Genomic DNA, 22,244 nt, shown 5'->3' with positions numbered 1-22,244 from the left:
CCACTTGGCGGCACACCGGAATAGGCCCGGGGGCACCGGGGTTCGCACTCCATGCACATGCATGGATCTCGATGAATCTCTCTCGAAGGGCCTGACATGAAGATCGGCATCATCGGCGCGGGCAACATCGGCGGCAACCTCACCCGGCGCTTCGCCGCCGTCGGGCACGACGTCCACGTGGCCAACTCGCGCGGCCCGCACACCCTCACCGCACTCGCCGAGGAGACCGGCGCGACGCCCGCCACCATCGAGGACGCGGTGCGCGACGCGGAGGTCGTCGTCGTCACGGTCCCGCTCAAGGCGGTCCCGCAGTTGCCCAAGGGGTTCCTGGACGCGGCCGCCCCCGGCGCCGTCGTCATCGACACCGGCAACTACTACCCGCAGCAGCGCGACGGGAAGATCGCCGAGATCGAGGAGGGGCTGACCGAGAGCCGCTGGACGGAGCGGCAGCTCGGCCACCAGGTCGTCAAGGCGTTCAACGGCACGTACGCACAGGACATCCTGGACAAGCCGCGCCCCTCCGGCGACCCGGCCCGCGTCGCCCTGCCCCTCTCCGGCGACGACACCGAGGCCAAGCAGACCGTCACCGCGCTCCTCGACGAGATCGGCTTCGACACGGTCGACGCGGGCGGCCAGGACGAGTCGTGGCGCCAGCAGCCCGGCACCCCGGTCTACGGTCTCGCCGCGGACGCCATCGCCGTCCGCAAGGCCCTGGACGCGGCGTCCCCGGAGCGCACCGCGGAGTGGCGCGCCTGACCGGCCGCGCCCCGGGCGGCCCCCGTCAAGGCGTGGCCCAGTCGCGCAGCGCGGCCTCGCTCGCGAAATCGGCCACGTTCTTGTCGAGGGGATCGCTCGTGTACTGGTGGATGCGCCAGTCCGCCTGGATGCGGGGCTTGCCCGCGCTCACGTAGTCGGCGATCCACAGGCCGTCGCCCGCGTACGACGTGGTGTCGATGTTCAGCCAGAAGTTCCGGTTGCAGTAGAGCAGCACCCGGTTGTGCGGGCGCAGCCGCTTCACCTCGCGGATGAACTTGTCCTTCTCCGCGTTGCTGGCGTGGGTGCCGCTGCCGGTCGTCTCCCAGTCGACGGCCAGCAGGTCGCCCGCCTTCTCCGGCGCCTTGCTCACGAAGTACTCGGCCTGCGCCGTGAGGTTGCCCGGCCACAGGAAGTGGTAGAAGCCGACGACACAGCCGCCGTCGCGGGCCTTCTTGGTCTGCGCGGAGAGCCGCGGATTGACGTAACTGCGGCCCTCCGTCGCCTTGATGAAGACGAACGACAGGCCGTCCGTGTCGAAAGAGCTCTGGTACGAGCTGACATCTATGCCGCGGATCATGGCGGGGCCTCCTCGGTCGGCGGGCGACGAAGTCGACATACCCATCGTTCCCGGGCGGCCACCGTCGCTGGGTCACCTGTCTCGGACAGCGGTCGTTTGCCCGCGCTCAGTCTTGGAACACGCTTTACACGGGTTCATGCAACTGACGGCGGCCGTCACGCGGTCTAACAAGGGGCGCACAGACCGGGGGACAGGGTCCCACCAGGGGCGCGCGACGGCGACGGAGAGAGCGGGGCAGTTCGTGGGACGGCGTAAGGGCAGCGGTATAGGGATCGCGCTCATGACGGTCGCGGCGCTCGCAGGCGTGAGCGCCTGCGGCGGGGGCGACAGCGACAACGAGGCGAGCGGGAACGACGGGAAGGCACCGGGCAGGCCGAGCGCGAGCGCCTCGCCCTCGCCGGCCAAGCCCAAGGGCCCGCCGATGCTGCTGGAGACGATCACCCCGCAGACCGACGCCACGGTGGGCGTGGCGATGCCGGTCTCGGTGGTCTTCACCAACCCGGTGGCGGCCAAGGCGCGGGCCGGCGTGGAGAAGCACATGAAGGTCAGCGCCTCGAAACCGGTGGCCGGCGCCTGGCACTGGTTCGGCGACAAGCGCGCCGACTGGCGGCCCAAGGAGTACTGGCCCTCGGGCACGACGGTCAAGGTCGAGGCCGACATGAAGGGCGTCGCCAACGGCAACGGCCGGTACGGCGTGCGCACCTACACTCACACCTTCAAGGTCGGCGACGACGTCCGGGCGGATGTCTCCGTCTCCGGCCACACCCTGAAGGTCACCAAGAACGGCGCGGCGGTCCGCACCCTGTCGATCAACGCGGGCAGCGCCGAGTACCCGACCTGGAACGGCACGATGGCCGTCATCGACAAGCAGGAGAAGGTCCACATGACCTCCTGCAGCGTCGGCATCAGCTGCAACAAGGGCGACGCCAACTACTACGACCTGACGCTGCCCTGGGACGTGCACCTCACCCAGTCCGGCACCTACGTCCACTACTCGACCGGCGACCCGAACCCGGGCAGCGGCAGCGCCCGCGGCTCACACGGCTGCGTGCACCTGTCGATGTCCGACGCCAAGTGGTTCTACCAGCAGGTCAAGCAGGGCGACCCGGTCACCATCACCGGCTCCCCGCGCGCCAAGGCCCCGGCGGACAACGGCTACGCGGCCTTCAACCTGAGCTGGGACCAGTGGCTCCAGGGCAGCGCCTCGGGGGAGGCGACGACGGCGACGCTGTAACGCGCCGCGGGGCCGTCAGCCGCAGTTGGTTCCGTTCTTGCTGAACCAGGTGCCGTCCAGGCGGCCCCACCAGTCGACGCAGGCGCCGCGGGCGTCGACGTAGAGCGGGCCGGCGTAGGACCGGTAGTCACCGATGTCGTAGTTGTCGTGGATCTCGCTGCCCGCCAGGCCGAGATAGAGCTCCATCGGCACGGGGTCGCCAACGGTGGTGCGGATCATGACCAGGCAGTTCTTGCCGGTCGCCGCGCTGTAGGTGAGGTACGCCGTCCCCTTGCCGGTGACCGGCGCCTGGTTGACGACCTTGTACCCCGCGCCACAGGCCCCGTTGTAGGCGGCCGGAGCGGCCGAAGCGGTGGGCGTGGCCGCGGAGGCCGCAGGGGCCAGGGCGGTCAGCGCGGCGACGCCTGCCCCGGCCAGGGCGGTGGCGGTCAGCAGGTGCTTGGTGCGAGTGAGACCGGACATCAGTGTGTTCCCCCGTCGTGTCGGGTGCGCGGCCTCTGCCGCTCACCCCGTTTTCCTGACACCCGATAAGACAGGTCAGGGCCACGCGCGGTTGTCCGCACCCCGGTCACGGGATCGTGCAGATGGTCAGCGTCCCGTCACCGGGAGGTGAACGGCAGGGGCCGCGGAGGCCGGCTCACCGGCCTAGCACTCGATGATGTTCACCGCGAGCCCGCCGCGCGCCGTCTCCTTGTACTTGACGGACATGTCCGCCCCGGTGTCCCGCATCGTCTTGATGACCTTGTCGAGGGAGACCTTGTGCGAGCCGTCGCCGCGCATCGCCATCTTCGCGGCGGTGACGGCCTTCACCGCGGCCATGCCGTTGCGCTCGATGCAGGGGATCTGGACGAGCCCGCCGACCGGGTCGCAGGTCAGGCCGAGGTTGTGCTCCATGCCGATCTCCGCCGCGTTCTCCACCTGCTCCGGGGAGCCGCCGAGGACCTCGGCGAGCGCGCCCGCCGCCATCGAGCAGGCCGAGCCGACCTCGCCCTGGCAGCCGACCTCCGCGCCGGAGATCGAGGCGTTCTCCTTGAACAGCATGCCGATCGCGCCGGCCGAGAGCAGGAAGCGTATGACGCCCTCCTCCTTCTCCTCCGCGGTGCCGGCGGGCACGAAGTTCACGTAGTAGTGCAGGACGGCCGGGATGATGCCGGCCGCGCCGTTGGTCGGCGCCGTGACCACTCGGCCGCCCGCCGCGTTCTCCTCGTTCACCGCCATCGCGTAGAGCGTGATCCACTCCATCGCGAGCGCCAGCGGCTCGCCCTCGGCGCGCAGCTTGCGGGCCGAGGAGGCGGCGCGGCGGCGGACCTTCAGGCCGCCCGGCAGGATGCCCTCGCGGGACATGCCCCGCGAGACGCACGCCTGCATCGCGCGCCACAGCTCCAGCAGGCCGGCGCGGATCTCGTCCTCGGTGCGCCAGGCCTTCTCGTTCTCCAGCATCAGCGCCGGGATGGACAGGCCGGTCTCGCGAGTGAGGCGCAGCAGCTCGTCGCCGGTGCGGAAGGGGTACTTCAGCACGGTGTCGTCCGGCACGACCGGGTTCTCGCCCTGGACGGCGTCCTCGTCGACGACGAAACCGCCGCCCACCGAGTAGTACGTCTTGGACAGCAGCTCGCCGCCCTCGGCGTCGTGCGCCCACAAGCGCATGCCGTTCGCGTGGTAGGGCAGCGTCTCGCGGCGGTGCAGGACCAGGTCGTCGTCGAAGGAGAAGGCGATGTCGTGCACGCCGAGCAGGTTGATCCGCCCGGACGACTTGATCGTCTCCACCCGCTCGTCGGCGTGCTCGACGTCGACCGTGCGCGGGGACTCGCCCTCCAGGCCGAGCAGCACCGCCTTCGGGGTGCCGTGGCCGTGGCCGGTCGCGCCCAGGGAGCCGTACAGCTCGGCGCGGACCGCGGCGGTGTGGGCCAGCAGGCCCTCGTTCTTCAGGCGCCGCGCGAACATGCGCGCCGCGCGCATCGGGCCGACCGTGTGCGAGCTGGACGGGCCGATGCCGATCGAGAACAGGTCGAAGACCGAGATGGCCACGGTGAGGACTCCAATGCTGGGTGGTAGACGCCGTTGTCTGCCGGGGGTGGTGCGGTCGTTCCGGGCGGTGCACGGCACGGGGCACCGTGCGTGCTGGACCCCTGTGGTTCCAGTGTGCGCGGTGCCCCGGAAGTGTGTACGTACCCCAAGGGTACGTAACTGCCGCGAAATACCTACAGGCCGGGGTAGAGCGGGTGCTTCTCGGCCAAGGCGGTCACCCGGGCCTTGAGCGCGTCCACGTCGCAGGACGGCTTGAGGGCCTCCGCGATCACGTCGGCGACCTCGGTGAAGTCCTCGGCCGTGAAGCCGCGGGTGGCGAGCGCAGGCGTACCGATGCGCAGGCCGGAGGTGACCATCGGCGGGCGCGGGTCGTTCGGGACGGCGTTGCGGTTGACCGTGATGCCGACCTCGTGGAGACGGTCCTCGGCCTGCTGCCCGTCCAGCTCGGAGTCGCGCAGGTCGACCAGGACGAGGTGCACGTCCGTGCCGCCGGAGAGCACGTTCACGCCATGGGCGCGGGCGTCCTCGGAGGTCAGCCGCTCGGCGAGGATGCGGGCACCCTCGACCGTGCGCTGCTGGCGCTCCTTGAAGTCCTCGCTCGCGGCGACCTTGAAGGAGACCGCCTTGGCCGCGATCACGTGCTCCAGGGGGCCGCCCTGGAAGCCCGGGAAGACGGACGAGTTCAGCTTCTTCGCGAAGTCCTTCTTGGCGAGGATGATGCCGCCGCGGGGGCCGCCGAGCGTCTTGTGCGTCGTCGAGGTGACGACGTCGGCGTACTCGACCGGGTTCGGGTGCAGCCCAGCCGCGACGAGACCCGCGAAGTGCGCCATGTCGACCCAGAGGTAGGCCTCGACCTCGTCGGCGATGCGGCGGAACTCCGCGAAGTCCAGCTGCCGCGGGTACGCCGACCAGCCGGCGATGATCACCTTCGGGCGGTGCTCCTTGGCGAGCCGCTCGACCTCGGCCATGTCGACCAGGCCGGTGTCGTCGACGTGGTAGGCGACCACGTCGAACTGCTTGCCGGAGAAGTTCAGCCGCATGCCGTGCGTGAGGTGGCCGCCGTGCGCCAGGTCCAGGCCGAGGATCGTGTCCCCGGGCTTGGCGAGCGCGAAGAGGGCGGCCTGGTTCGCGGAGGCGCCCGAGTGCGGCTGCACGTTGGCGTACTCGGCGCCGAACAGCTCCTTGACCCGGTCGATGGCGATCTGCTCGGTGACGTCGACGTGCTCGCAGCCGCCGTAGTAGCGGCGGCCGGGGTAGCCCTCGGCGTACTTGTTGGTGAGGACCGAGCCCTGCGCCTCCATGACGGCGACCGGCGCGAAGTTCTCCGAGGCGATCATTTCCAGGGTCGACTGCTGGCGGTGCAGCTCGGCGTCGACGGCGCGGGCGACGTCCGGGTCGAGCTCGTGCAGGGACTGGTTCATTGCGGACTTGTCGGTCATCTCGGTCAGCTCCCGGAGAACGTGGTGTACTCGTCGGCGGTGAGCAGGTCCTTCGGCTCCTCGGAGACCCGGACCTTGAACAGCCAGCCGCCCTCGAAGGGGGCCGAGTTCACCAGCGACGGGTCGTCGACGACGTCCTGGTTGGCCTCGGTGACCTCGCCCGAGACCGGGGAGTACAGGTCGGAGACCGACTTGGTGGACTCCAGCTCGCCGCAGGTCTCGCCCGCGGTGATGCTGTCGCCGACCTCGGGGAGCTGGACGAACACGATGTCACCGAGCGCGTTGGCCGCGTGCTCCGTGATGCCGACCGTGGCGACGCCGTCCTCGACGGCCGACAGCCACTCGTGCTCCTTGCTGTAACGCAGCTGCTGGGGGTTGCTCATGAGGCGAATTCTCCTGTACGCGGGAGGGTGCGGGTGACAGTGGGGGAGGGCGACGGGCTCGGGCGCGTCACTTCTGGCGCTTGTAGAACGGCAGCGCCACGACCTCGTACGGCTCATGCGTACCGCGGATGTCGACGCCCACACCCGCGGTGCCCGGCGCGGCGTGCGCGGCGTCCACGTACGCCATGGCGACCGGCTTGCCCAGGGTCGGGGAGGGGGCGCCGGAGGTGACCTCGCCGATCACCTGTCCGTCGCGGACGACCGGCATGCCCGCGCGCGGGACGCGGCGGCCCTCGGCGACCAGGCCGACGAGCCTGCGGGGCGGGGCGCTCTCGGCGCGCTCGGCGGCGGCCGCCAGCGCCTCGCGGCCCACGAAGTCGCCGTCCTTCTCGAACTTCACCACCCGGCCGAGCCCCGCGTCGAACGGCGTCAGCTCCGTGGTCAGCTCGTGCCCGTACAGCGGCATGCCCGCCTCCAGGCGCAGCGTGTCGCGGCAGGACAGACCGCACGGGACGAGGCCGTACGCGGCGCCCGCCTCGGTCAGCGCCTGCCACAGCCGCTCCGCGTCGGCGGGGGCCACGAACAGCTCGAAGCCGTCCTCGCCGGTGTAGCCGGTGCGCGCGATGAGCGCCTCGACCCCGGCGACGGTGCCGGGCAGCCCGGCGTAGTACTTCAGCCCGTCCAGGTCGGCGTCCGTGACGGACTTCACGATGGCGGGGGAGTGCGGGCCCTGCACGGCGAGCAGCGCGTACGCGTCGCGGTCGTCGCGGACCTCGGCGTCGAAGCCGGCGGCGCGCTCGGTCAGGGCGTCGAGCACGGTCTGCGCGTTGCCCGCGTTGGCGACGACCATGTAGCGCGTCTCGGCGAGCCGGTAGACGATCAGGTCGTCGAGGATGCCGCCGTCGGCCCGGCAGATCATGGTGTAGCGGGCGCGGCCCACGCCGACCGTGGCGATGTTGCCCACGAGCGCGAAGTTCAGCAGCGCCGCCGCGTCCGGCCCGGTCACGGTGATCTCGCCCATGTGGGAGAGGTCGAAGAGGCCGGCCTTCGTGCGCACCGCAGTGTGCTCGTCGCGCTCGCTGGCGTAGCGCAGCGGCATGTCCCAGCCGGCGAAGTCGGTCATGGTGGCGCCGAGCGAGCGGTGCAGCGCGTCGAGGGCTGTCGAACGAGGCGTACGGGTCATGGCTGGTGCTCCCGGGCGTGACGGCGATGGCGAGGGGTCCCCCGTGGCGGAGGCCTCCCCATCTGTCATCGGAACCTGAGAGGTTCGCCCCGGCCACCCGTACTGGTGGTCATGGCTTGCACCTTGGGTGGGACCGCCGTGCTGGACGGGCGGCCCGCTTTTCAGATGTGCCTCGCCCGCGCGGTACGGGGCCTGAGAGATTCAAGGGAGGAACTTGCTCCTTCGGCGTCCGGGTCCACCTGCGTGTCCGGAACTCTCCCGCGCGGATTCAAACGGCCGGTATGCGGTTGTGTGCCTGCGGCGGGCACATCATCGCATGCCCGCGGATCGGCGAAAGCCCACGGCGGGCATTACCTTCTCTTTACACTTGGCGGGCAAGAGACGGGTGGGCGGAACGGGGAGGGGCGATCACGGTGCGCAAGGCGATCGCGGGGGCGTACGCGGCGACGGCGTCGGCCGCGGCGGTGACCGGAGTGCGGGTCCCGCGGCAGCGTTCGGTGCGGGACCTGCGCGGGCGGGGCGGCCGCACCCCACGGCTCATCGCGTTCACCGCGGGCGACCTCGTCGTGCTCTCGGGGCTGCCGGGCAGCGGCAAGTCCACGCTGATGCGCCGGGCCGTCACGGTCGTGCGCGTCGACTCCCAGGACACCCGCGAGCGCTGGGCCGCCCGGCTGCCGCGCGTCGTGCCCTATGTCCTGTACCGGCCGCTGGTGCGCCTCGCGCACTACGCGGGGCTGTGGCGGGCGATGCGCTCCGGAGCCAGCGTCGTCGTGCACGACTGCGGCACCCAGGCCTGGGTACGCCGCTGGGTGACGCGAGCGGCCCGGCGGCGCGGAGCCGCCGTCCATCTGCTGCTCCTGGACGTGCCCGCGGACACGGCGCTCGACGGCCAGCTGGAGCGGGGCCGCGGCGTCTCGCGGTACGCGTTCGCCCGGCACCGGCGCGCGGTGGGCGCGCTGGTGACCTCCACGGAGCGGGGCGAGCTGCCGGCGGGCATCGCCTCGGCGGTGCTCCTGGACCGTGCGGCCACCGACGCGCTCGGCGGGATCACGTTCCGGGAGTGACCCGGGCCCGCCCCGCCCGCGCGGGCCCAGGCGTTATCGTCGGCGGCTATGGAACACCCGGCATTTCACGAGGCTGCGCACCCCCACCCCGTCCAGGGCTGGCCGGCGAACGAGCTGGAGGAGGTCCTCGCCGCGTCGGTCGGCGTCGAGGGCGCGGGCGGCCGGATCGTCGAGGTCCTCGGCCGCAGCCCGATCTGGATACCCCTGCCCCGGGGCGGCGGCGCCGACAGCCGCGACCTCGATCTGCCGACCCTGGAGATCCAGGGCCAGGCCTATGTTCCCGTGTTCAGCTCCGAGCAGCAGTTCATGCAGGTCACCGGCGGCCGGATGAGCTGCACCGTGGCCCCGGCCGCCGAGTTCGCGCGCGGCCTGCCCGCGCAGGTCGGCCTCGCCCTGAACCCGGACGGCGCCGTCGGCATCCCGCTGCCCCCGCCCGGCGTCGCCGAACTGGCCCGCGGCGGCCGCACCCCGCTGGACGGCCCCTCCTCCGGCGGCCGCGTCGTGCTCTCCGAACCCGACTGGCAGCACGACCCCGTCGACTTCCTCGCGGCGGTGCGCGAGGAGTTCGCGGCGGCCGGCACCGTCCTGAGCGCCCACCGCTGCCTCGCCGTCGTCGAGGACGGGGCGCCCTCCCTCTTCGTCGGGGTGCAGCTGACCGAGTGGGAGGGCGCCGCCCGCGACCTCCCGCTGGACGCGCTGGGCCGCGCGCTCGGCCGGGCCCCCGCCCCCTGGCCGGTGAACCTGGTCTTCCTCGACGTCACCGAGGACCCGGTCGCCGACTTCCTGCGCACCCGCGTCCGTCCGTTCTACCTACGGGAAGGGTGACGCCGTCCGTCAAGTCGGTGTCAGGAACGCCGCTTAAGCTGGTTTCATGACGTGACCGGGCGGCACCGCCCCCGGCCAGGTGCGGGACACAAGGGTTCAGAAGGGGCGGTTACGGGTGAGTGCGTCGGGCACGGCCGCGGCCGGACAGGTCGAGCACATGCTGCGCCAGGTGACCCCCGGGCGCTACGACGCCTACGAGGCGCTCCTCGCGGCCCTCGCCTCCGGCCAGGTCTGGATGCTGCTCTGGCACGGCCAGGCCGGCTCGCCCGACGCCCAGTACGGGACCATGGACGTGGACGGCGTCTCGTACGCGCCCTGTGTCACCTCCGCCCAGGAGCTCTCCGCCTCCGGCTGGTCCCGCGCCTACGAGGTGGTCGGCGGGGTCGACGCGGCCCGCACTCTCTACCCCGACCACTACGGCCTGTGGCTCAACCCGCACGCCCCCGGCGGCGGGGTGGGCGTGCCCTGGCTCGATCTGCGCCGGATCGCGGGCGGGCTCGACCGGCAGCCGGCCGGGCCACTGCGGCTGACCGAGCCGACCCTCGAACTCCCGCAGTTCTGGGCGCTGCTGGCGCAGAACGCGCACCGCACCACGGCCGTGCGGGCGCTGCGCCGCGCGTGGGTGCAGCCCGCGGTCGGCGCGCCGTACCTGGCGATCGGGCTCGACGTGTACGACGCCTCGCCCGCCTCGGTGGACGCCGTCCGCGCGATGATGCAGCAGTCCGTCGCGGCCGTCCCGGACGGGCTGCCGGTCTCCACGGTGGCGATGTCCGACGCCTACGACCCGGTGGCGATGTGGCTGCGGGCCAACGCGCGCCCGTTCTACGACCGCGAGGCGCACGCCGCTCCCGCGGGCCGGGCCGACGGCGGATACGGGTACCCCCCGCCCTACGGCGCCGCGTACTGAGCGGATTGTCCGCAAAAGCCGGACAGGACCCCGTTACCGGCCATCGCAAGACCCCGGCGGCCTATGGCCAGTTGTGGGCCCAATGTCCCTGCTGGCACCGCTTGCGACCCAACTGCCCAGCGTTCGCACGCCGTTCACAGCTGTCCGGATAACGGAACACCCCTGACCGCATCACGTTTAGGCATCCTTTCCCCAGGAGATCTGGCGGCTGATCACACACGCGTTGAAGACTCCCCGAATGCGGGGCCGTTCGGGCCCTTGTGCGAGTCGCCCGCGCCGGAGTCCGGTTCCGCGGAGCAGCGGCACCGCAGCGCAGTCGAGTACGGGGCCGCCACCGCGGCAAGCATGGGCCGGTCATCCCCGGCCGGGAGGGGGCAGTCACTCGTGACCGCACCGATCGAGACCACCGAAGCAGCGGCCGAAGTGTCGCCGGAGGCGGTCCTTGCCGGAGCGGGGGCGGAGCGGATCGAAGGCCGGTCCCTCGGGCGGATCGCCTGGAACCGCTTCAAGAAGGACAAGGTCGCCGTCGCCGGTGGCGTCATCGTCATCCTGCTCATCCTCATCGCCGCTTTCGCGCGCCCCCTGCAGCACCTCTTCGGTCTCGACCCGAACTCCTTCCACCAGGACCTCATCGACCCCACGACCTCGCTCCCCCAGGGCGGGCTCGGCGGGATGAGCGGTGACCACCCGCTGGGCGTGGACCCGAAGTTCGGCCGCGACATCCTCGCGCGCATCCTCGAAGGCTCCTGGGTCTCGCTCGTCGTCGCCTTCGGCGCGACCGTCCTGTCGAACGTCATCGGGGCGATCCTCGGCGTCGTCGCCGGCTACTACGGCGGCCGGGTCGACACGGTCATCAGCCGCCTGATGGACACCTTCCTCGCGTTCCCGCTGCTGCTCTTCGCGATCTCCATCTCCGCGACGCTGCAGGGCGGCGCGTTCGGCCTGAACGGTCTGCCGCTCCACATCTGCGTGCTGATCTTCGTGATCGGCTTCTTCAACTGGCCCTATCTGGGCCGGATCGTGCGCGGCCAGACCCTCGCCCTGCGCGAGCGGGAGTTCGTGGACGCCGCCCGGGGCATGGGCGCCCGCGGCCCGTACATCCTCTTCCGGGAACTGATGCCCAACCTGGTCGGCCCGATCACCGTCTACTCGACGCTGCTGATCCCGACCAACATCATCTTCGAGGCGTCGCTCAGCTTCCTGGGCGTGGGCATCCAGCCGCCGCAGGCCTCGTGGGGCGGCATGCTCAAGGATGCCGTCGACTACTTCCAGGTCGACCCGCAGTTCATGATCGTTCCGGGCCTCGCCATCTTCGTCACCGTGCTGGCGTTCAACCTGCTCGGCGACGGTCTGCGCGACGCTCTCGACCCGCGCAGCCGCTGACCCCGGCCGCCTCGAGAGCTCCACAAGTTTCCGATAATGGAGGGGAATTCGACCATCATGCGAAGGTCATCTATCGCCGCGGTCGCGGCCATCGGCAGCGTCAGCCTGCTGCTCGCCGGCTGCAGCAAGGCAGACGACGGCTCGGACGACACCACGAAGTCGGCCGGTGCGAACGCCGCCACGAAGGACGTCGTCAACGCCTCCACGAAGAAGGGCGGCACGGTCACCTACGCGATGTCGGATGTCCCCGACTCGTTCGACCCGGGCAACACGTACTACGCCTACATGTACAACTTCAGCCGGCTGTACGCCCGCCCGCTGATGACGTTCCAGCCCGGCGCGGGGGAGAAGGGCAACACGCTCGTCCCCGACCTCGCCTCGGCCCCCGGCAAGTCGTCGGAGGGCGGCAAGACCTGGACGTACACGATCCGCAAGGGTCTGAAGTACCAGGACGGCTCGCCGATCACGTCCAAGGACGTCAAGTACGCGGTCGAGCGCTCGAACTTCGCGCGTGACGTGCTCTCCCTGGGCCCCAACTACTTCCAGCAGTTCCTCAAGGACGGCGACAAGTACAAGGGTCCCTACAAGGACAAGAGCGACAAGGGCCTGAAGTCCATCGAGACGCCGGACGACACCACGATCGTCTTCCATCTCGACCGTGCCTTCCAGGAGTTCGACTACCTGGTCGCCACCCCGCAGACCGCGCCGGTGCCGAAGGCCAAGGACGACGGCATCGACTACGTCAAGCACATCGTCTCCTCGGGCTCGTACCAGTTCCAGAGCTACCAGGAGGGCAAGCAGGCCGTCCTGGTCCGGAACAAGAACTTCGACCCGAAGTCCGACCCGCTGCGCAAGCAGTACCCGGACAAGATCGTCGTGAACCTCAAGGTCAACCAGCAGACGATCGACAAGGACCTGCAGTCCGGCGACACGCTGGTCGACCTCCAGGGCAAGGGTGTCGACACCCAGACCCAGGCGCAGCTGGTCAACGACAAGTCGAAGATGGGCAACACGGACAACGCCTACGGCGGCCGTCTCGTCTACGCGGCGATCAACACCAAGCTGAAGCCGTTCACGAACGTCGAGTGCCGCAAGGCCGTCGAGTACGCGATCGACAAGGTCTCGGTGCAGACCGCGCAGGGCGGCCCGATCCGCGGCGACGTCGCCACCACGGTGCTGCCCCCGGACATCACGGGTTACGCCAAGGAAGACGTCTACGCCACGACCGACAGCAAGGGCGACGTGGCCAAGGCCAAGGACGCCCTGAAGGCCTGTGGCAAGAAGTCGATCAACACCACGATCACGGCGCGCAGCGACCGTGACGAAGAGGTCTCCGGCGCGCAGGCGCTCATCGAGTCGCTGAAGAAGGTCGGCATCAACGCCAGCCTGAAGCAGTTCCCGTCGGGCAAGTACTTCACCGACTACGCCGGTGTCCCCAAGTTCAACCAGAAGAACAACGTCGGCATCATGATGATGCAGTGGGGCGCCGACTGGCCGTCCGGCTACGGCTTCCTGCAGCAGATCCTCAACAGCAAGGCGGTCGGCCAGTCCGGCAACACCGCGCTGTCGGAGCTCGACGACAAGAAGGTCGACTCGATGCTGGCCCAGGCCATCGGGACGCCCGAGGAGTCCAAGCGCAACGAGCTGTACGCCGCGGTCGACAAGCAGGCCATGGAGGACGCCGCGCTCGTCCCGCTGACCTACTTCAAGGTCCTGCTGTACCGCTCGCCGTACGCCACCAACCTGGTGTCCACCGCCGCCTTCAGCGGGCAGTACGACTACCTCAACATCGGCACCACGAAGAAGTAGCAGCCCCGGAAGGCAGGTGAAGGCATTGGTGCCCGCGGGCCGAACGGCCCGCGGGCACCAGCGCCGGTCCCCGTGATCTCGTACATCATCCGCCGGTTGATCGCGGCAGTGATCCTGTTGCTGGTCGTCACCGCGGTCACCTTTGGCATCTTTTTCCTGCTGCCGAGAATCGCCGGCCAGACCGCCGACCAGCTCGCGCAGCAGTACATCGGCAAGAGTCCCTCGGCCGCGGACATCGCGGCGGTCAAGCACAACCTCGGCCTGGACGAGCCCGTCTACACCCAGTACTGGCACTTCATCAAGGGGATCTTCGCCGGCTCCACCTACAACATCGGCCCCACCACGGTGCACTGCGACGCACCGTGCTTCGGCTACTCCTTCAAGAACCACGTCGCGGTGTGGCCCGAGCTGACCGACCGGCTGCCGATCACGCTGTCGCTCGCCGCCGGCGCCGCCGTCATCTGGCTGCTGTCCGGTGTCACGGTCGGCGTGATCTCGGCGCTCAAGCCCGGCTCGTTCTTCGACCGCGCGTTCATGGGTGTCGCCCTCGCCGGTGTCTCGCTGCCCATCTTCTTCACGGGCCAGCTGGCGCTGCTCGTCTTCACCTACCAGATACCTATCTTCGGGCGCACGTATGTACCGCTCACGGAGAATCCGGCGCAGTGGGCCAACACCCTCTTCCCGGCCTGGTGTTCGCTGGCTCTGCTGTACTCGGCCATCTACGCGCGCCTGACCCGCTCGGGCATGCTGGAGACGATGAACGAGGACTACATCCGCACCGCGCGCGCCAAGGGCCTGCGCGAGCGCACGGTGGTGGGCCGGCACGGTCTGCGCGCCGCGCTCACCCCGATCATCACCGTGTTCGGCATGGACGTCGGTCTGCTGCTCGGCGGCGCCGTCATCACCGAGAACGTCTTCTCGCTGCACGGCATCGGTGAGTACGCGGTCCAGGGCATCACCGACAACGACCTGCCCAAGGTGCTCGGCGTGACCCTGCTCGCCGCGTTCTTCGTCGTCTTCTGCAATCTCCTGGTGGACCTGCTCTACGCGGCCGCCGACCCGCGGGTGAGGCTCTCGTGACCGAACTTTCCAAGACCGGCGCGGCAGTCGCCGAGCCGGTCGCCACGACCGGCGTGCCGAACGCGTTCCTCGAAGTGCGCGATCTCAAGGTGCACTTCCCGACCGACGACGGCCTCGTCAAATCCGTCGACGGGCTCAACTTCTCCCTCCAGAAGGGGGAGACGCTCTGCATCGTGGGCGAGTCCGGCTCGGGCAAGTCCGTGACGTCGCTGGCCATCATGGGCCTGCACCGGCTCGGCGCGCGCGGCAAGAACGTGCGGATGTCCGGCGAGATCTGGCTCGACGGCAAGGAACTGATCTCCGCCGCCCCCGACGACGTCCGCCGGCTGCGCGGGCGCGACATGGCGATGATCTTCCAGGACCCGCTCTCCGCGATGCACCCGTACTACACGATCGGCAACCAGATCGTGGAGGCGTACCGCGTCCACAACGACGTCAGCAAGAAGGTGGCGAAGGCGCGCGCGGTCGAGCTGCTCGACCGCGTCGGCATCCCCGAGCCCGCCAAGCGTGTCGACAGCTACCCGCACGAGTTCTCCGGCGGTATGCGCCAGCGCGCGATGATCGCGATGTCGCTCGCCAACAACCCGCAGCTGCTCATCGCCGACGAGCCGACCACGGCTCTCGACGTGACGGTGCAGGCGCAGATCCTCGACCTGATCCGGGATCTGCAGAAGGAGTTCGAGTCGGCGGTCGTGCTGATCACCCACGACCTGGGTGTGGTCGCCGAGATCGCCGACCAGGTCCTGGTCATGTACGGCGGCCGGTGTGTCGAGCGCGGCCCCGTGGGACAGGTCTTCGAGGCGCCCCAGCACCCCTACACCTGGGGCCTGCTGGGTTCGATGCCGCGCATCGACCGGGACCAGACCGAGCGTCTGGTGCCGGTCAAGGGACAGCCGCCGAGCCTCATCAACGTGCCGTCCGGTTGCGCCTTCCACCCGCGGTGCCCGTACGCCGACGTGCCCAAGGACAACGTCACCCGTACCGTGCGCCCCGAACTGGAGCTCGCCGACGGCGGCCACTACTCGGCCTGCCACCTGTCGCCGGAAGACCGCACGCGGATCTGGACCGAAGAGATTGCGCCGAAGCTGTGAGTGACACCGAGTCTGTAGACGCGAAGAGGACGGCCGGCGTCCCCGCACCGGCGAAGCCCGCCGAGAGCACCGAGACCGCCGGGGCCACCGGGGCCACCGGGAAGGGGGACGTGCTGCTCGACGTCCAGGGTCTGGTCAAGCACTTCCCGATCAAGAAGGGGCTGCTGCAGCGCCAGGTCGCGGCCGTGCGCGCCGTCGACGGGATCGACTTCCAGGTGCGCCGGGGCGAGACCCTGGGCGTCGTCGGGGAGTCCGGGTGCGGCAAGTCGACCATGGGCCGGGTGATCACGCGGCTGCAGGAACCCACGGGCGGCTCCGTCACCTTCGAGGGCCAGGACATCACCCACCTGAAGACCGGCGGCATGCGCCCGCTGCGCCGGGACATCCAGATGATCTTCCAGGACCCGTACGGTTCGCTGAACCCGCGGCACACCATCGGGTCCATCGTCTCCGCGCCGTTCCGGCTCCAGGGCGAGACCCCCGAGGGCGGGGTGAAGAAGGAGGTCCAGCGCCTCCTGGAGCTGGTCGGGCTCAACCCGGAGCACTACAACCGCTACCCGCACGAGTTCTCCGGCGGTCAGCGCCAGCGCATCGGTATCGCCCGCGCGCTGGCCCTGAAGCCGAAGCTGGTGGTGGCGGACGAGCCGGTCTCGGCGCTCGACGTGTCGATCCAGGCCCAGGTCGTGAACCTGCTCGACGACCTCCAGGACGAGCTGGGTCTCACGTACGTGATCATCGCGCACGACCTCTCCGTCATCCGGCACGTCTCGGACCGGATCGCGGTGATGTACCTCGGCAAGATCGTGGAGCTCGCCGACCGCGACGACCTCTACGCCACGCCGATGCACCCGTACACCAAGGCGCTGATGTCCGCGGTTCCCATCCCGGACCCCCGGCGGCGCGGCGCCAAGAGCGAGCGGATCCTGCTGCGCGGCGACGTGCCCTCGCCGATCAACCCGCCCGCGGGCTGCCGCTTCCACACGCGCTGCTGGAAGGCGACGGAGGTCTGCGCGACGAAGGAGCCCCCGCTCCTCCAGCTCGGCACCCACCACGAGGTGGCCTGCCACCACCCGGAGAACGCGCCGGACCAGGCCCCCGAGGACACGAAGCTGCTCTCGGTGGCCAAGGAGGCGATCGAAGTGGTGACGGTCCCGGCCCCGACCGCGGCCCCGGCCGCGGAGGAGCCGACGCCCACGCCGAAGGAGCCTGAGGTGTCTGAGGCGGCTGAGGTGTCTAAGGAGCCTGAGGTTTCTGAGGTGCCTGAGGCGCCTGAGGAGAAGTAGCCGGAGGGGGCCGCCCCGCCTCGGGCAAGGCGGGGCGGCCCCCGACGCGGGACAAGCGCTCCGAGAGGCCCGGACCTGATCCCGGCTCTCCGGGCCCGGCCGAGGCGCCGCCGGATGACCCAGAAGGGTCATGTACACGCCCGCCCCCGAACGGCAGTGTCACCGTGTCCGACTCAGACACCCCGGCACACGTTCGAAGGGACAACGCCCATGGCCTCCCGTTCGGCACGCCTGGCCGCGCTCACCGTCGCAGCCGCCTCCTTCTGCCTGATCGCCGCCTCCCCGGCCCCCACCCCGGGCTCCGACGGCATCGGCGACAGTTACTTCCCCCAGCTCGGCAACGGCGGCTTCGACGCCCGCCACTACGACCTCGACCTCGCCTACGACCCGGCCACGGACCGGCTCGACGGCCGCACCACCCTCACCGCGCGCGCCACCCAGAACCTCTCCTCCTTCGACCTCGACCTACAGGAACTCGCGGTCACCCGGGTCGAAGTGGACGGCAGGCGCGCCGACTTCACCCGCACCGGCGACGAGCTGGCCATCACCCCGCGCGGCCCGCTCCGCAAGGGCCACACCTTCCGCGTGGAGGTCACCTACGGCGGCGTGCCCGAGGCGCTGAGCGGCCCGATCGTCTTCGGCTCCGACTACGGCTGGATGAAGACCGCGGACGGCGTCTTCGTCGCCTGCGAACCGAACGCCGCCTCCACCTGGTTCCCCTCCAGCGACCACCCCTCGGACAAGGCGACGTACGACATACGGATCAAGGCCCCCAAGGGCCTCACCGGCGTCTCCAACGGCCGCCTGGTCTCCACGTACGCCGCCAAGGGCGGGCAGACCGTCCACCACTGGCGCGAGTCGCGGCCGATGGCGACCTACCTGGCGACCGCCAGCATCGGCAGATTCGACGTGCGCACCGGCCGCACCCCGGCCGGCACGCCCGTCTACGTCGCCATCGACCCGGTCCTCGCGGACAGCAACGACGTCGACGTGTACGCGGTCACCGCCGAGGCCACCGACTACTGGTCCCGCGTCTTCGGCCCCTACCCCTTCGAGGAGACGGGCGCGGTCGTCGACGACATGCCGCAGGCCGGGTTCTCCCTGGAGACCCAGAGCAAGCCCAGCTACTCGGCCGTGCGCTCCGAGTCGACCATCGTGCACGAGCTGGCCCACCAGTGGTTCGGTGACTCCGTCTCGGTGGAGCGCTGGAAGGACATCTGGCTCAACGAGGGGTTCGCCACGTACGCCCAGTGGCTCTGGACCGAGCACCAGGGCGGCGCGTCCGCCCACGACTCCTTCCTCGCCGGCTACGCCTCCCGCCCGGGGACCTCGGCCTTCTGGCAGACGGTCGTCGGCGACCCGCAGCGCGACACGATGTTCGCCTCCGCGGTCTACCAGCGCGGCGCGATGACGCTCCAGGTGCTGCGCGAACGCATCGGCGACCAGGCGTTCTTCCGGCTGCTGCCCGCGTGGACGCGGCTGCACCGGCACGCCAACGCGAACACGTCCGACTTCGTCGCCCTGGCCGAACGGGTCTCCGGGCAGCAGCTCGACGACCTCTTCGACACCTGGCTGTTCACCCCGGGGAAACCGGCCCTGTAGCCCGGCGCCGCCCATCACGCACCGGCCCGGCGCGCGCGGCGGGTAAGAATGTCGGGTGCTCCAGGAACTGTTCACCCCCTCCGTCCAGCATTGGCTCGACCTCGTCGGCATCTTCGTGTTCGCCATCTCCGGTGCGCTGATGGCCGTACGCAAGAACTGGGACGTCTTCGGCATCGCCGTCCTCGCCGAGGTCACCGCGCTGGGCGGAGGGATGCTCCGCGACCTGATCATCGGGGCCGTGCCGCCGGCCGCGTTCACCGATCTCGGCTACTTCTCGACACCGCTGATCGCCGCGGCCCTGGTCTTCTTCCTGCACCCCGAGGTCGAGCGGACGCAGGCCGCGGTCAACGTCTTCGACGCGGCCGGCCTCGGCCTGTTCTGCGTCACGGGCACCACCAAGGCCTACGACTACGGGCTCGGCCTCACCGCCTGCGCCGCGCTCGGTCTGGCCACCGCGGTCGGCGGCGGCGTGCTGCGCGACATCATCGCCAACGAGGTGCCGTCCCTGGTCCGCTGGGACCGCGACCTCTACGCGGTGCCGGCGATGGTCGGCGCCGTGATCGTGGTGCTCTGCATCGACCACGACGTCCTGAACGCCTTCACCAGCGCGCTCGCCGCCCTCACCGCGTTCGTCCTGCGGCTCCTCGCGATGCACTACCACTGGCGCGCCCCGCGCGCGTGGAACCGCAGGTCGGCCTCGGTGGACGTGACGGAGGAGACGCCCTGACCGGACCCTCCACCGTCCCCGAAGCTACCGCTTAGTAATGAGTTGTTGTACGTTGCCGTCATGGCAGAAGCAGCGTCCATGCAGGACCGTACGGCGACCACGGCGGGTGCGACGATGACCGCGGCGACGATCGGTGACAGTGAGTTCGACCGCGACACCACCGTCGTGCGGCGCGAACCCGGCGTCTACGACATCGACCTCTCCGCCGGGTGGACGATCATCAACGCCGTCAACGGTGGCTACCTGCTCGCCGTGGTCGGCCGCGCCCTCGCGGACGCCCTGCCGCACAGCGACCCCTTCACGATCTCGGCGCACTACCTGACGGCGTCCGCGCCGGGCCCCGCGGTGATCCGCACCGACACCGTCCGCACCGGCCGCACCCTGTCCACCGGCCAGGCCTCCCTGTTCCAGTACGCCGAGGACGGCACCGAGGTCGAGCGCATCCGCGTCCTCGCCTCCTACGGCGACCTGGACGCGCTCCCCGACGACGTGCGCACCAGTGCGCGGGTACCGGACCTCCCGCCCATCGACCAGTGCTTCGGCGCGGGCGACGCGCCCGAGGGCGCGCCCCCGGTCCCCGGCAGCTCCGCGATCACCGACCGCCTCGCGCTCAAGCTCGACCCGGCGACGCTGGGCTGGGCCCTCGGGGCGCCGTCCGGCAAGGGCGAGATGCGCGCGTGGTTCGGCCTGGCCGACGGCCGCGACGCGGATCCGCTCTCGCTGCTCCTCGCCGTGGACGCGCTGCCGCCGACCGCCTTCGAGATGGGCCTCAAGGGCTGGGTCCCGACCGTCGAACTGACGGTGCACGTCCGCTGCCGCCCCGCGCCGGGCCCGCTGCGGGTCTCCATCACGACGCGGAACCTGGCCGGTGGCTTCCTGGAGGAGGACGCGGAGGTCTGGGACGCGCGGGATCGCCTGGTGGCGCAGTCACGGCAACTGGCGCGCGTGCGACTGGGCTGACGCCCGGTCTGCCGGCCGGTGGGCGCGGGTCGGCCGGCGCGGGCCGGCCGCGGTCTGGGCGGGTGCGTCCGCCGGTCCGGTGGGGGCTGGTCGCGCAGTTCCCCGCGCCCCTGAAGCATGCGGCTCCGCCGTCGGCTTCATGGCCGGGATGGTGCACGAAGTGCGCATCTCAGGGGCGCGGGGAACCGCGCGAGAAGCCCGACCGGGCCGCGGACGACGACAGATCTCGCGGGGCCCCTCAGACTGGCCCGGTGAAATCGGACCGCCTGCTCTCCATCCTGCTGCTCCTGCAGACCCGCGGCCGCGTACCCGCCCACGACCTGGCAACCCGCCTGGAGGTCTCGGTCCGCACCATCTACCGGGACATCGAGGCGCTGAGCGGCGCGGGCGTACCGGTCTACGCCGAACGCGGCCGGCACGGCGGCATCACCCTGCTGCCCGGCTACCGCACCGACGTGACCGGCCTGACTGCCGACGAGTCCCGCGCCCTGTTCATCCTCGCCGCACAGGGCGCCCACACCGCCCTCGGTCTCGAGACGGCGCTCGGCTCGGCCCTGCGCAAGGTGATGGCCGCCCTGCCCGCCCCGCACCGCCCGGCGGCCGAGCTGACCTCGCGCCGCATCCTGGTGGAGTCCTCGCGCTGGATGGGCCCGCCACCGCGCGAGATCGACGTCAGTGCCCTCCAGGACGCGGTCTTCGCCGACCGGCGCCTGCGCATCCGCTACCGGCACAGCGGCGCCGACGCGGCGCGCACCTACACCGTCGACCCCTACGGTCTCGTCTGCAAGGCAGGGGTCTGGTACCTGGTCGCCGACCGGCGCGGCGTGCCCCGCCTCTTCCGCGCGGACCGGATGCACGCCGCCACGGTCACCGACGCCCCGGTCCGGCGGCGCGAGGGGGTCGAACTCGCCGACGTCTGGGCCCTGTTGAAGCGGCAGGTCGAGGTGCGCCCGGGCGGTATCGAGATCACCGCCCGGGTCCGCCGCACCCGCTTCGACCTCTTCCTGCGGATGTGCGGCGCCTCCCTGACCGAGCACCCCGAGGACGACGGCGTCAGCGAGTGGATCACGGTCCGGCTCGGGTACGGGGTCCTGGGAGCGGCCCGCTCGCTCGCGCCCTTCGCCGACCACGTGGAGGTCGTCGAACCCCCCGAGGTCCGCGAGGAGCTGGCCCGCTGCGCCGCCGCGATCACCGCCCTGTACGCGCAGAGCGACCGAGCGGGGCCGGAGACCGAGCGGCCCTGAGGCCACTGAGGTCAGGGGTCCGGGCGGCCCTGATGTCAGCTGCTCACGACGCGTCCAGCCAGTGTCTGCGGCCCAGGCTGACCAGCCGCAGCTGCCGCTCCGCCAGCCCCGCCGCACGGGCGAACTCCCCGGGCGGCGTGGTGAGGAAGACCGACGCCGTCATCACCATGTGGTCGACGTAGAGCCCCGCGAGCATCAGCAGATCCTCCTGGCTCCAGCCCGCCGACTCCGGGTCATGGCTCAGCGCCGCCGCCACCTCCGCCGCGAACTGCCCGAGCTGCGCTCCTATCGCCTCGCTGACCCGCTGGACGCCGCCGTGCCGCTCGCGCGCAATGAAGCGCACGTGGGCCGGGTGGGCGCGCACGTGCGCGGCGATCAACTCCACGGTGCGGGCGATCCGTTCGTCGCTGTCCCAGACGGCCGTGAGCAGTTCGGAGACGACCGCGTGCAGGCTGCCGAGCGCCTCGTCGACCAGGGCGACGCCGAGATCGGCCGTGCTCTCGAAGTGGCGGTAGAAGGCGGTCGGCGTCACACCCACGGCACGCGTGACCTCCCGCAGACCCAGGCTGCTGAGGCTCTGCTCCTCCAGCAGTTCGAGCGCCGCGTCGAGGAGGGCCTGCCGGGTCTTCTGCTTCTGGGCCTGCCGGATGCCGAGAGTGTGACTCATGT

The 22,244-nt window shown here is 70.8% G+C and carries 21 protein-coding genes and 1 riboswitch; of the genes, 14 read left to right on the top strand and 7 right to left on the bottom strand.

The features are described from left to right. The first annotated feature begins 96 nt into the window (after positions 1 to 96). Positions 97 to 756 carry an NAD(P)-binding domain-containing protein gene (locus tag ABZY33_RS09160; RefSeq protein ID WP_356490865.1) on the top strand — a complete coding sequence of 220 codons (660 nt, stop codon included), beginning with the start codon at positions 97 to 99 and terminating at the stop codon, positions 754 to 756. A gap of 25 nt (positions 757 to 781) precedes the next feature. Here ABZY33_RS09160 and ABZY33_RS09155 read toward each other — a convergent pair whose 3' ends face one another. Beyond that, on the bottom strand, positions 782 to 1,333 hold the full coding sequence (locus ABZY33_RS09155) for a glycoside hydrolase family 25 protein (RefSeq protein WP_356490864.1): 552 nt from the start codon (positions 1,331 to 1,333) through the stop codon (positions 782 to 784). Between the two features lie 280 nt (positions 1,334 to 1,613). On the opposite strand from ABZY33_RS09155, the gene ABZY33_RS09150 reads away from it, so the two are divergent. Continuing rightward, on the top strand, positions 1,614 to 2,567 hold the full coding sequence (locus tag ABZY33_RS09150) for a L,D-transpeptidase (protein WP_356490863.1): 954 nt from the start codon (positions 1,614 to 1,616) through the stop codon (positions 2,565 to 2,567). A gap of 15 nt (positions 2,568 to 2,582) precedes the next feature. Here the strand turns inward: ABZY33_RS09150 and ABZY33_RS09145 are convergent, their stop codons facing one another. From ABZY33_RS09145 to gcvT, 5 genes are all read right to left on the bottom strand, one after another. Then, a complete protein-coding gene (locus ABZY33_RS09145; RefSeq protein WP_356490862.1) occupies positions 2,583 to 3,029 on the bottom strand; it encodes a spore-associated protein A in 447 nt (148 codons plus the stop codon). Positions 3,030 to 3,212: 183 nt separating this feature from the next. Then, positions 3,213 to 4,595: an L-serine ammonia-lyase gene (locus ABZY33_RS09140; RefSeq protein WP_356490861.1), complete on the bottom strand. Its 1,383-nt coding sequence runs from the start codon at positions 4,593 to 4,595 to the stop codon at positions 3,213 to 3,215. 173 nt (positions 4,596 to 4,768) lie between these two features. Continuing rightward, positions 4,769 to 6,034, bottom strand: a complete 1,266-nt coding sequence (gene glyA, locus ABZY33_RS09135) for a serine hydroxymethyltransferase (RefSeq protein ID WP_356490860.1) — start codon at positions 6,032 to 6,034, stop codon at positions 4,769 to 4,771. 5 nt (positions 6,035 to 6,039) lie between these two features. Next, positions 6,040 to 6,417, bottom strand: a complete 378-nt coding sequence (gene gcvH / locus ABZY33_RS09130) for a glycine cleavage system protein GcvH (protein WP_356490859.1) — start codon at positions 6,415 to 6,417, stop codon at positions 6,040 to 6,042. A gap of 67 nt (positions 6,418 to 6,484) precedes the next feature. Then, positions 6,485 to 7,600 carry a glycine cleavage system aminomethyltransferase GcvT gene (gene gcvT / locus ABZY33_RS09125; RefSeq protein ID WP_356490858.1) on the bottom strand — a complete coding sequence of 372 codons (1,116 nt, stop codon included), beginning with the start codon at positions 7,598 to 7,600 and terminating at the stop codon, positions 6,485 to 6,487. Between the two features lie 171 nt (positions 7,601 to 7,771). Then, a riboswitch (glycine riboswitch) is annotated at positions 7,772 to 7,871 on the bottom strand. A 142-nt stretch (positions 7,872 to 8,013) separates the two neighbouring features. Here gcvT and ABZY33_RS09120 point away from each other — a divergent pair. The 12 genes from ABZY33_RS09120 (at position 8,014) to ABZY33_RS09065 (ending at position 21,575) form a co-directional block, all read left to right on the top strand. Then, positions 8,014 to 8,664, top strand: coding sequence for an AAA family ATPase (locus ABZY33_RS09120; RefSeq protein ID WP_356490857.1), 651 nt, complete (start codon positions 8,014 to 8,016; stop codon positions 8,662 to 8,664). Between the two features lie 48 nt (positions 8,665 to 8,712). Then, positions 8,713 to 9,489, top strand: coding sequence for an enhanced serine sensitivity protein SseB (locus tag ABZY33_RS09115; protein WP_356490856.1), 777 nt, complete (start codon positions 8,713 to 8,715; stop codon positions 9,487 to 9,489). Between the two features lie 115 nt (positions 9,490 to 9,604). Further along, positions 9,605 to 10,396 (top strand): enhanced serine sensitivity protein SseB C-terminal domain-containing protein, encoded by a 792-nt coding sequence (locus ABZY33_RS09110; protein ID WP_356490855.1) that lies wholly within the window; start codon positions 9,605 to 9,607, stop codon positions 10,394 to 10,396. 384 nt (positions 10,397 to 10,780) lie between these two features. Further along, positions 10,781 to 11,779 (top strand): ABC transporter permease, encoded by a 999-nt coding sequence (locus ABZY33_RS09105; RefSeq protein WP_356490854.1) that lies wholly within the window; start codon positions 10,781 to 10,783, stop codon positions 11,777 to 11,779. Between the two features lie 36 nt (positions 11,780 to 11,815). Continuing rightward, the gene (locus ABZY33_RS09100) at positions 11,816 to 13,588 is read left to right on the top strand and encodes an ABC transporter substrate-binding protein (RefSeq protein ID WP_356490853.1); all 1,773 of its coding nucleotides are present in this window, start codon (positions 11,816 to 11,818) and stop codon (positions 13,586 to 13,588) included. 72 nt (positions 13,589 to 13,660) lie between these two features. Next, positions 13,661 to 14,668: an ABC transporter permease gene (locus tag ABZY33_RS09095; RefSeq protein ID WP_356490852.1), complete on the top strand. Its 1,008-nt coding sequence runs from the start codon at positions 13,661 to 13,663 to the stop codon at positions 14,666 to 14,668. After that, complete coding sequence (locus ABZY33_RS09090) at positions 14,665 to 15,759, top strand: ABC transporter ATP-binding protein (RefSeq protein ID WP_356490851.1); 1,095 nt, start codon at positions 14,665 to 14,667, stop codon at positions 15,757 to 15,759. The genes ABZY33_RS09095 and ABZY33_RS09090 overlap by 4 nt, the downstream gene beginning before the upstream one ends. Continuing rightward, entirely contained in the window at positions 15,756 to 17,042 is a 1,287-nt protein-coding gene (locus ABZY33_RS09085; RefSeq protein WP_356490850.1) for a dipeptide ABC transporter ATP-binding protein, read from the top strand. Before ABZY33_RS09090 ends, ABZY33_RS09085 begins: the two co-directional genes overlap by 4 nt. 210 nt (positions 17,043 to 17,252) lie before the next feature. After that, a complete protein-coding gene (locus ABZY33_RS09080) occupies positions 17,253 to 18,644 on the top strand; it encodes a M1 family metallopeptidase (protein ID WP_356490849.1) in 1,392 nt (463 codons plus the stop codon). A 55-nt stretch (positions 18,645 to 18,699) separates the two neighbouring features. Further along, positions 18,700 to 19,371: a trimeric intracellular cation channel family protein gene (locus ABZY33_RS09075; RefSeq protein ID WP_356490848.1), complete on the top strand. Its 672-nt coding sequence runs from the start codon at positions 18,700 to 18,702 to the stop codon at positions 19,369 to 19,371. Between the two features lie 78 nt (positions 19,372 to 19,449). Beyond that, positions 19,450 to 20,331, top strand: a complete 882-nt coding sequence (locus ABZY33_RS09070; RefSeq protein ID WP_356490898.1) for a thioesterase family protein — start codon at positions 19,450 to 19,452, stop codon at positions 20,329 to 20,331. A gap of 251 nt (positions 20,332 to 20,582) precedes the next feature. Continuing rightward, positions 20,583 to 21,575, top strand: coding sequence for a YafY family protein (locus ABZY33_RS09065; RefSeq protein WP_356490847.1), 993 nt, complete (start codon positions 20,583 to 20,585; stop codon positions 21,573 to 21,575). Positions 21,576 to 21,618: 43 nt separating this feature from the next. Here the strand turns inward: ABZY33_RS09065 and ABZY33_RS09060 are convergent, their stop codons facing one another. After that, positions 21,619 to 22,242 (bottom strand): TetR family transcriptional regulator, encoded by a 624-nt coding sequence (locus tag ABZY33_RS09060; RefSeq protein WP_356490846.1) that lies wholly within the window; start codon positions 22,240 to 22,242, stop codon positions 21,619 to 21,621. Positions 22,243 to 22,244: the final 2 nt, after the last annotated feature.

It is taken from the genome of Streptomyces sp. NPDC006552 (assembly GCF_040611655.1).
In the GTDB taxonomy this organism is placed as follows: Bacteria; Actinomycetota; Actinomycetes; order Streptomycetales; family Streptomycetaceae; genus Streptomyces.
This window is presented reverse-complemented; position numbering and strand designations above follow the sequence as displayed.

What these genes read in the sequence shown, in the direction of transcription:
- ABZY33_RS09115 (WP_356490856.1), top strand. Translation starts at nt 8,713, where the DNA reads ATGGAACACCCGGCATTTCACGAGGCTGCGCACCCCCACCCCGTCCAG.
- ABZY33_RS09060 (WP_356490846.1), bottom strand. Translation starts at nt 22,242, where the DNA reads ATGAGTCACACTCTCGGCATCCGGCAGGCCCAGAAGCAGAAGACCCGG.
- ABZY33_RS09160 (WP_356490865.1), top strand. Translation starts at nt 97, where the DNA reads ATGAAGATCGGCATCATCGGCGCGGGCAACATCGGCGGCAACCTCACC.
- ABZY33_RS09080 (WP_356490849.1), top strand. Translation starts at nt 17,253, where the DNA reads ATGGCCTCCCGTTCGGCACGCCTGGCCGCGCTCACCGTCGCAGCCGCC.
- ABZY33_RS09150 (WP_356490863.1), top strand. Translation starts at nt 1,614, where the DNA reads ATGACGGTCGCGGCGCTCGCAGGCGTGAGCGCCTGCGGCGGGGGCGAC.
- gcvT (WP_356490858.1), bottom strand. Translation starts at nt 7,600, where the DNA reads ATGACCCGTACGCCTCGTTCGACAGCCCTCGACGCGCTGCACCGCTCG.
- gcvH (WP_356490859.1), bottom strand. Translation starts at nt 6,417, where the DNA reads ATGAGCAACCCCCAGCAGCTGCGTTACAGCAAGGAGCACGAGTGGCTG.
- ABZY33_RS09100 (WP_356490853.1), top strand. Translation starts at nt 11,816, where the DNA reads ATGGAGGGGAATTCGACCATCATGCGAAGGTCATCTATCGCCGCGGTC.
- ABZY33_RS09145 (WP_356490862.1), bottom strand. Translation starts at nt 3,029, where the DNA reads ATGTCCGGTCTCACTCGCACCAAGCACCTGCTGACCGCCACCGCCCTG.
- ABZY33_RS09155 (WP_356490864.1), bottom strand. Translation starts at nt 1,333, where the DNA reads ATGATCCGCGGCATAGATGTCAGCTCGTACCAGAGCTCTTTCGACACG.
- glyA (WP_356490860.1), bottom strand. Translation starts at nt 6,034, where the DNA reads ATGACCGACAAGTCCGCAATGAACCAGTCCCTGCACGAGCTCGACCCG.
- ABZY33_RS09070 (WP_356490898.1), top strand. Translation starts at nt 19,450, where the DNA reads ATGCAGGACCGTACGGCGACCACGGCGGGTGCGACGATGACCGCGGCG.